The organism is Pseudomonas cichorii (genome assembly GCF_015471405.1).
Lineage (GTDB): Bacteria > Pseudomonadota > Gammaproteobacteria > Pseudomonadales > Pseudomonadaceae > Aquipseudomonas > Aquipseudomonas serbiensis.
In genome coordinates this window covers 600,145-606,743 of the sequence record NZ_BLVZ01000001.1, presented here as the reverse complement: position 1 = coordinate 606,743, position 6,599 = coordinate 600,145, and the positions used below count along the sequence as shown (strand labels likewise).

Sequence of the window (6,599 nt, the reverse complement as noted above, 5' to 3'; positions counted from 1 at the left end):
AATTACAGTCAGGCCCAGGCATTTCCCGATCCGCTCATCAATGTCGGTGACGGCCCGATCGTATTCCCTGCGCCGCTCCCCGTCAGCTTCTCGGCGGATATTTCAGTTCAGGAATCATCAGTGGAGCCCGAGGCATGAACATCGACTGGAGCAAGCTCATCACAAGGGCAATGAAGGAAAAGGCTGCAGCGGATCAGGCCCTGGCAGATATCGCGAGCAAGATTGCATCTTTGCGAGCAGCTGCTGATTACGCGATTGCGCCGCTTCAAGACGCCGTCGACATCGATGATGCGACAGACGCCGAGATCGCGCTGCTCAAAGCCTGGAAGAAATACAGGGTCGCACTGGTCCGGCTGCCCGAGCAGCCCGGGTATCCGACAGCAATCAACTGGCCATCTATTCCGGCCTGACCCCAGCAGAACACCAGCGCCCGCCTCCGAGCGGGCTTTTTATTACCTGGAGAAAAGTGAATGTCGATCACGCAACAGCAGCTCCTGCAGATACTCCCCAACGCCGGTTCTAAAGCCGGCGTTTTTGTTCCTGCGCTCAATGCGGCCATGGGCCGGTACCAGATCATCACTCCGTTGCGCATTGCCGCTTTCATTGCGCAGATCGGTCACGAATCCGGCCAGCTTCGGTACGTCCGCGAACTGGGCAATGACGCATACCTGAGCAAGTACGATACCGGTCGCCTCGCTGCGAACCTCGGCAACACGCCGGAAGCCGATGGAGATGGCCAGCTCTATCGCGGCCGGGGGCTTATTCAGGTGACGGGGCGGGCGAACTACGCTGCGTGCGGTGAAGCCTTGGGGCTGGACCTGCTCAAGCGCCCTGAGTTGCTGGAGCAGCCAGAGCATGCAGCAATGTCCGCCGCGTGGTTCTGGGGCAGCAACGGTCTGAACCGGCTCGCTGACAAGTCTGATTTCGTCGGGATCACGAAGCGGATCAATGGCGGGACAAATGGCCTGGCTGAGCGCGAAGAGTTCTACCAGCGTGCATTGAAGGTGCTGTCATGATTCCGCTTGCGATAACCGGTCGACTGAGCACGATCGGTGTCTTTGTCGCACTGGTGGTGGGCAGCCTGTGGCTTGCTTATTGCCACGGCATATCGGTCGAGAGGAAAGAGTGGCAAGCCCGCTGGAATGCCCGCGATGCCGACGACCTGCAAGCCGTAGCTGTAGCCGAATCCAAGAGTCGAACCGAAGAGCAGCGCCGACAGACGGCAATCAACCAGGTATCAAACGATGCAAGAACTCAACAAGTGGCTGCGGTGGATGATGCCGATCACGCTGATCGTGCTGGTGAGCGGCTGCACGTCGCAGCTCAGGACTTTGCCGGTCGAGCCAGTTGCGCCGCCAGCGATTCCAGAACTGCCGAGCGAAGCGCGTCAACCCGCCGCGCCGCCCTGGTGCTCTCCGACCTGCTCAGCCGGGCTGACAAAAGAGCGGGAGAGCTGGCAACGGCTTATGACCGAGCCCGAATAGCCGGAATGGCTTGTGAGCGGGCCTATGAATCGCTTTCACGCTGAGCGGACTGCAGGGCTTCCCAAGCTGTCTGCCACCAGTGCCAGCCCGCTTGCGCGGCGTCATCGTAGTAGAAGTCGCCGGAGCTCTGCATGCTGGCCAAAGTCCTCCCTGGGTTTTGCTTGAGCCATTCGCGCTCATAAAGCTCTCGGATATTCATCTCGCAATCTCGATTTATGATGAGGATTTGTAGGCCGAAATTTCAGCCTGCCCAGGCTTTAATCGACGATTTTATATGCGACGGGCCTTTCTTTATGCCGGGCAGTACAAAGACCTTGAATGCCGCTCCATAGCACTCTCGGTCGTCGTTGTAGAGATCGGTTGTGCTTTGCCTCTTGTGCCCAAGTAGCTCCCTGGTATCAAGGCCTTGCTCCCGATAAAGGCGCTGGCAAAGTGATCGTATTTCGTGAAAGGTGGCTGGCTTCTTTCCATCCCACCATGTAGACAAAGGCAATGCCATGTTTCGGTCGGTTGAGAATGCTGTGGTCAGGTATCTCTTGCAGTATGGTTTTCCGTCATTCCGCGATATAAGCAAGGACCCTTCGGCTTTTCCGGCAGAGCAACGAGAAATGATTTTTCCGAGACTCAGCCTTTCGGATGAGAGGCGCAGGTCCAACGGAATAGCCTGTCTTACTCCTGTTTTCTGCTGTGCCACAAGCAGATACCCATCGACAATATGGCTGGATCTGAGTCTGACGATATCACCGATTCTCAAGCCGGACACGAGTGCAAGATCTATTGCATTCACAAGCCATTGTCGACCCTCACGAACAGAGCGCTTGCGAATAGCCCTGAACTGTTCAATTGTGAGTCTTGCGCGGCGCACATTAGGTCGAGGACGCTTTATATGTGGCACCGGATTCATCCCGGCATAGCCGGCGACAATGGCCTCGCTGAACATGTCATCGGCTTCGATATAGAGTCGCAGCGCTAAATGCTCTCGACCCGAATCCCATACCTGGCGAATTGCCTTCGCCATATCAACAGGCCTTATGCTTGCTACGGGGCGGTCAGGCCCTCCGAGTAACGAGATAAGCTTCGCGGTATGGGCAAAACGGTCTTTTAGTGTTTTCGGCTTGAGATCGCGAGTGGCAATTAGCTGGGTATACTCTACCGCCCAGGCTCCAAGCGTCTTTTTTGATGATGGCATTACTGCGGTGCAGTGCTGGCAAAGCATACTTCTTCTCCGAATTCTCGTTGCTGCCTGCACGGCAGTTTGAATAAATGGAGTGGTGCGAACAGCAGGACTCGAACCTGCGACCATCCGCTTAGAAGGCGGATGCTCTATCCAACTGAGCTATGCTCGCATGTTTGCTTTAGTGTCCGGCAAAGATCGGAAACTTTTCCAGATCGCCCCTCCAGTAGGCTTTTACCTTTTCGCGGAAAGCTTTGATCTTTTTGCCCTTAAACGCATCGCTACGCCGAATGGCGTTAGCCTGATTTTGTTTGCAGCGATTCGGAGCTGTCTTGCGATGCTTGCGCCCAGGCTTTCGGGTCTGGGAAACTTTCAGTAGTTGCTCGCAACATGGCATATTATCCGGGAACTCGTGGCGCATTTTCGCCTCACATTTCGGCTTTCTTGATGTTCAGTCCTTCACCGCCTGACCAAGCCATTTCCTGAGCCATATCCGCATAATCAACATATCCGTGGCGGTAAGCCGCCTCGTCCAGTGCTGTATTCATGTTGACCGCCCATACGGTTAAAGCGGCGTTTTCCTCTCCATCTTTCCATATGTAGAATAAGTCCATGCTGTTTTTGGCATTTGATATTGCCCATGAAATGGCTTTCTTTCCGCTTCCACCAAACTGTCTTCGCAAATACGCCCAGGATTCAGCAAGCTCCGATTCAGTGTCTGGATTGATCAGAGCTTGCACTTGTATCTGCGCTGCGCGGTATTTGGCTGCAGCTTCCTTCTGCGCCTTGCTCATGCTTTCACCAGATCAGATTCATGGGTCAGCATGTCAATCATATAAGCAGCCCCCTGTTCGTCACTGACAGCGACGCCGCGAAAGCCTAAAATCTTTGCAGCGCGAGCCGTGAAGCGCTGAACATCCCAAGACGCATCGGCTATATCCTCTGGATCAATGCTGTCCAAGTCGTAGACATTGGCTTTCTCGGAAATCAGGTCTTCTGCTGTGTCAGCGTCTATCTCCAGATGGGCAGCCAGCTCAGCCACCAGGTCATTAAGTTTCTCGGCGTCTTCGTGATAGAAAAGGCGTCCAGCGTCAATGACAGCCTCGTTATCCAGATCAATCGAGTAGGTGACCGCTTCGCCCGCAGTCATGGCATACACGTTGCCAGAGAAAAATAGGAACTCACCGAATCGACCGTTTTTTTCGATGCTGGTGATTTCTGTTGGGCTGGTGTGGAAGAGCTTCATGGCCATCTCCTCAGATGTGAGGCCATTATCTATATATCATATGATATACGCAAGGGTTGATTGTTCTGGCGTGGATTGCTTGAGAGATGGATTAGGTGAATGTCGGCAGGACGCCGGAGGATGGGTGTGAAGTCTAATCGTTGCGAAGCAGTATGCTTTGTTGCGAAGCGCTTGTTCTTGCGCCTCAAGGGGAAAAGCTCGCAAACCATTGATTTATATGGTGCCCCGAGCCGGGGTCGAACCGGCACGTCCAGAGGACGAGGGATTTTAAGTCCCTTGCGTCTACCAATTTCGCCATCGGGGCGGTAGCGCCAAGGCAGGGAATATATACATCCCGTCCCCATGAAGCAAGCGTGCAAGTCCTCTAGATGGCACAAGATGTTACTTTTTCCGCGAAATAAAAAATCTCTGTAAATCATGAGGCTACGAAACCTGCTTGTGATGAAGGTCGAGGTTGCGACCCGCGGCGCTGTCTGCCGCTGGCCTCATGATTTCCTGATGGTCGCGACGTCCTCGATGCTTTGCGCCAGGCTGCGCAGGTAGTGGGCCAGCGCTACTTCTTCAAGGTGCAGGCCTTTGCGCTGCCTGCTACGTGGGAGTTTTGCCAGGTCGCCCAGCAGGAAGCCTTCCAGCACGGCGGGGTGGATGTAGCATTTTCGGCAGATGGCGGGGGTGTTGCCCAGTTGTCGTGAGACGGCCTTGACCATCTCGACGATGTGTTTCTTGGCATCGGCTTCAGGCTCCCAATGCAGTTTGCGCAGGGTTGCAAGAGCCAGCGCGCTGGCGGCCCAGGTTCGATAGTCCTTGGCGGTGAAGTCCGCTCCGGTGAGGTCTTGCAAGTAGGCATTGATATCAGAAGAACTGACGGTATGCCGCTCTCCGTTATCGTCCAGGTACTGGAAGAGGTTTTGTCCCGGTAATTCCATGCAGCGCTTGATCACATTGGCCAGGCGGCGGTCCTTGACGCTGACGCGGTGTTCTATGCCACTTTTACCCCGAAACTCGAAGACGATTTGTGTGCCATGCACTTCCACATGCTTGTTGCGCAAGGTGGTCAGGCCGTACGAGCGGTTTTCCTTGGCGTAGCGGCTGTTGCCGATGCGGATCAAGGTGGCATCGAGCAGGGAAATGACCGTTGCCATGACTTTCTCTCGACCGATGCCGGGTTGTGCCAGTTGCGCTTCGATCTGTTTGCGGACTTTGGGCAGTGCATGGCCGAATTCGATCAGGCGTGAGTATTTGTTCAGGTCGCGGATTTCACGCCATTGCGGATGGTAGCGATATTGTTTGCGGCCTCGGGCGTCGCGGCCGGTGGCTTGCAGGTGTCCGGCCGGGTCGGCGCAGATCCAGACATCGGTATAGGCGGGCGGAATGACCAGCGCGTTGATGCGCTGGATCTCGGCTTCGTCGCGGATGCGCTGGCCGTCGGTATCGAAGTAAGCGAACTTGCCCCGCAGGACCTTGCGGGTGAAGCCTGGCTGGGAGTCGTCGACGTAATGAAGTTCAGGTGCTGCTGTTGAACTGGCGGACGAAGAGGGCATGGTCATGTTTCCAGATCGGTTATCAACACTGACCACGCCTGTTCAAACGGGTGCCAATTATTTCATGCCAGTACCGCAACGGCCTTGATCTGCGCCCAGAGTTGCTGCCCGGGGTACAGTCTCAGGTTGTCGTAGGAATAGCGGGTGATACGCGCCAGCAAGGGTGTGCCGCCTGCATCCAGCCGTACCAGCATGTGTGCCGTATTGTCTGCGGCAACTTCACTGATTACTGTCACGGGCAGTCGGTTTAGGATGCTGCTTTGATCATCCGCTTGCAGGTTGAGACTGACGTCGCGTGCCTGCACCTTGACGCGCAAGCTCTTGCCCTTTTCCAGTTCGGCATGGGCAACGATCAGTGGTAGCCTGCTGTTGGGCAGGGTGATGGTCAGGAGCTGGTAATGACTGTCGTAAGCGCTCACCGTGCCCTCGATCACGACGCCGGCATCGTCGCCCATGGCCAGTGGCAGATCGAGCCTGGCCAGGGTTTCCTCTATGGGGCCGCAGGCCAGGACGCTGCCTTCTTCAAGCAGCACCAGATGATCCGCCAGGCGTGCTACTTCATCCTGCGAGTGGCTGACGTAGAGCATGGGGATTTCCAGTTCGTTATGCAGGCGCTCCAGATACGGCAGGATCTCGTTCTTGCGCCGGGTATCCAGCGCGGCCAACGGCTCGTCGAGCAGCATCAGGCGCGGGCTGGTCAGCAAGGCGCGGGCGATGCCGACTCGCTGACGTTCGCCGCCTGAGAGTTTGTCCGGCAGCCGGTCAAGCAGGTGGTCGATGCCCAGCAAGACGGTTGCATGCTGCATCTGGATACTGCGCTGGTTTTTGGGGATGCGGTTCAGGCCGAATTCCAGATTGCCGCGTACCGACAGGTGCTCAAACAGGCTGGCTTCCTGAAAGACATAACCGATGGAGCGCTTGTGTGGTGCGAGGAATATGCCGTTGGCCGAGTCTTGCCAGACTTCGCCATTGACCTGAATAAAACCCTGTTGCGCTTTCTCCAGGCCGGCAATGCAGCGCAGGCAGGTGGTCTTGCCTGAGCCGGATGGGCCAAACAGTGCGGTCACGCCGGTGCCCGGCAAGTTCAGGTCCACATCCACCTTGAAGGTGGGAAAAGCCATCTGCAGGCGAACGGCGATGGGCGATGCCATGAA

9 protein-coding genes and 2 tRNA genes are annotated in these 6,599 nt (G+C 56.1%); 3 read left to right on the top strand and 8 right to left on the bottom strand.

Annotated features, from left to right (window positions below; all coding sequences use genetic code 11):
• The first annotated feature begins 134 nt into the window (after positions 1 to 134).
• Genes JL015_RS01925 through JL015_RS01915 form a run of 3 tightly spaced genes read left to right on the top strand, consistent with a single transcriptional unit; the run spans position 135 to position 1,528 of the window.
• The gene (locus JL015_RS01925) at positions 135 to 410 is read left to right on the top strand and encodes a tail fiber assembly protein (protein WP_201017195.1); all 276 of its coding nucleotides are present in this window, start codon (positions 135 to 137) and stop codon (positions 408 to 410) included.
• 60 nt (positions 411 to 470) lie between these two features.
• Positions 471 to 1,016 carry a glycoside hydrolase family 19 protein gene (locus tag JL015_RS01920; RefSeq protein WP_201017194.1) on the top strand — a complete coding sequence of 182 codons (546 nt, stop codon included), beginning with the start codon at positions 471 to 473 and terminating at the stop codon, positions 1,014 to 1,016.
• Entirely contained in the window at positions 1,013 to 1,528 is a 516-nt protein-coding gene (locus JL015_RS01915; protein WP_201017193.1) for a DUF2514 domain-containing protein, read from the top strand. Before JL015_RS01920 ends, JL015_RS01915 begins: the two co-directional genes overlap by 4 nt.
• Positions 1,529 to 1,725: 197 nt before the next feature.
• Here JL015_RS01915 and JL015_RS01910 read toward each other — a convergent pair whose 3' ends face one another.
• From JL015_RS01910 to modC, 8 genes are all read right to left on the bottom strand, one after another.
• A complete protein-coding gene (locus tag JL015_RS01910; protein WP_201017192.1) occupies positions 1,726 to 2,700 on the bottom strand; it encodes a tyrosine-type recombinase/integrase in 975 nt (324 codons plus the stop codon).
• A 53-nt stretch (positions 2,701 to 2,753) separates the two neighbouring features.
• Positions 2,754 to 2,830 (bottom strand) — tRNA-Arg (locus tag JL015_RS01905).
• A gap of 9 nt (positions 2,831 to 2,839) precedes the next feature.
• A complete protein-coding gene (locus JL015_RS01900; RefSeq protein ID WP_201017191.1) occupies positions 2,840 to 3,079 on the bottom strand; it encodes a hypothetical protein in 240 nt (79 codons plus the stop codon).
• Positions 3,080 to 3,086: 7 nt separating this feature from the next.
• Positions 3,087 to 3,452: a hypothetical protein gene (locus tag JL015_RS01895; RefSeq protein WP_201017190.1), complete on the bottom strand. Its 366-nt coding sequence runs from the start codon at positions 3,450 to 3,452 to the stop codon at positions 3,087 to 3,089.
• The gene (locus JL015_RS01890; protein ID WP_201017189.1) at positions 3,449 to 3,904 is read right to left on the bottom strand and encodes a hypothetical protein; all 456 of its coding nucleotides are present in this window, start codon (positions 3,902 to 3,904) and stop codon (positions 3,449 to 3,451) included. The genes JL015_RS01895 and JL015_RS01890 overlap by 4 nt, the downstream gene beginning before the upstream one ends.
• 218 nt (positions 3,905 to 4,122) lie before the next feature.
• Positions 4,123 to 4,208: transfer RNA gene (locus tag JL015_RS01885), tRNA-Leu, on the bottom strand.
• Positions 4,209 to 4,389: 181 nt separating this feature from the next.
• The gene (locus JL015_RS01880) at positions 4,390 to 5,445 is read right to left on the bottom strand and encodes a DNA topoisomerase IB (RefSeq protein ID WP_201017188.1); all 1,056 of its coding nucleotides are present in this window, start codon (positions 5,443 to 5,445) and stop codon (positions 4,390 to 4,392) included.
• A 62-nt stretch (positions 5,446 to 5,507) separates the two neighbouring features.
• Positions 5,508 to 6,596 (bottom strand): molybdenum ABC transporter ATP-binding protein, encoded by a 1,089-nt coding sequence (gene modC / locus JL015_RS01875; protein ID WP_201017187.1) that lies wholly within the window; start codon positions 6,594 to 6,596, stop codon positions 5,508 to 5,510.
• Between the last annotated feature and the right edge of the window lie 3 nt (positions 6,597 to 6,599).

Bases quoted from the DNA above. Each gene is read 5' to 3' on its own strand.
- JL015_RS01925 (WP_201017195.1), top strand. From the start codon at position 135: ATGAACATCGACTGGAGCAAGCTCATCACAAGGGCAATGAAGGAAAAG.
- JL015_RS01920 (WP_201017194.1), top strand. From the start codon at position 471: ATGTCGATCACGCAACAGCAGCTCCTGCAGATACTCCCCAACGCCGGT.
- JL015_RS01915 (WP_201017193.1), top strand. From the start codon at position 1,013: ATGATTCCGCTTGCGATAACCGGTCGACTGAGCACGATCGGTGTCTTT.
- JL015_RS01910 (WP_201017192.1), bottom strand. From the start codon at position 2,700: ATGCTTTGCCAGCACTGCACCGCAGTAATGCCATCATCAAAAAAGACG.
- JL015_RS01900 (WP_201017191.1), bottom strand. From the start codon at position 3,079: ATGCGCCACGAGTTCCCGGATAATATGCCATGTTGCGAGCAACTACTG.
- JL015_RS01895 (WP_201017190.1), bottom strand. From the start codon at position 3,452: ATGAGCAAGGCGCAGAAGGAAGCTGCAGCCAAATACCGCGCAGCGCAG.
- JL015_RS01890 (WP_201017189.1), bottom strand. From the start codon at position 3,904: ATGAAGCTCTTCCACACCAGCCCAACAGAAATCACCAGCATCGAAAAA.
- JL015_RS01880 (WP_201017188.1), bottom strand. From the start codon at position 5,445: ATGCCCTCTTCGTCCGCCAGTTCAACAGCAGCACCTGAACTTCATTAC.
- modC (WP_201017187.1), bottom strand. From the start codon at position 6,596: ATGGCATCGCCCATCGCCGTTCGCCTGCAGATGGCTTTTCCCACCTTC.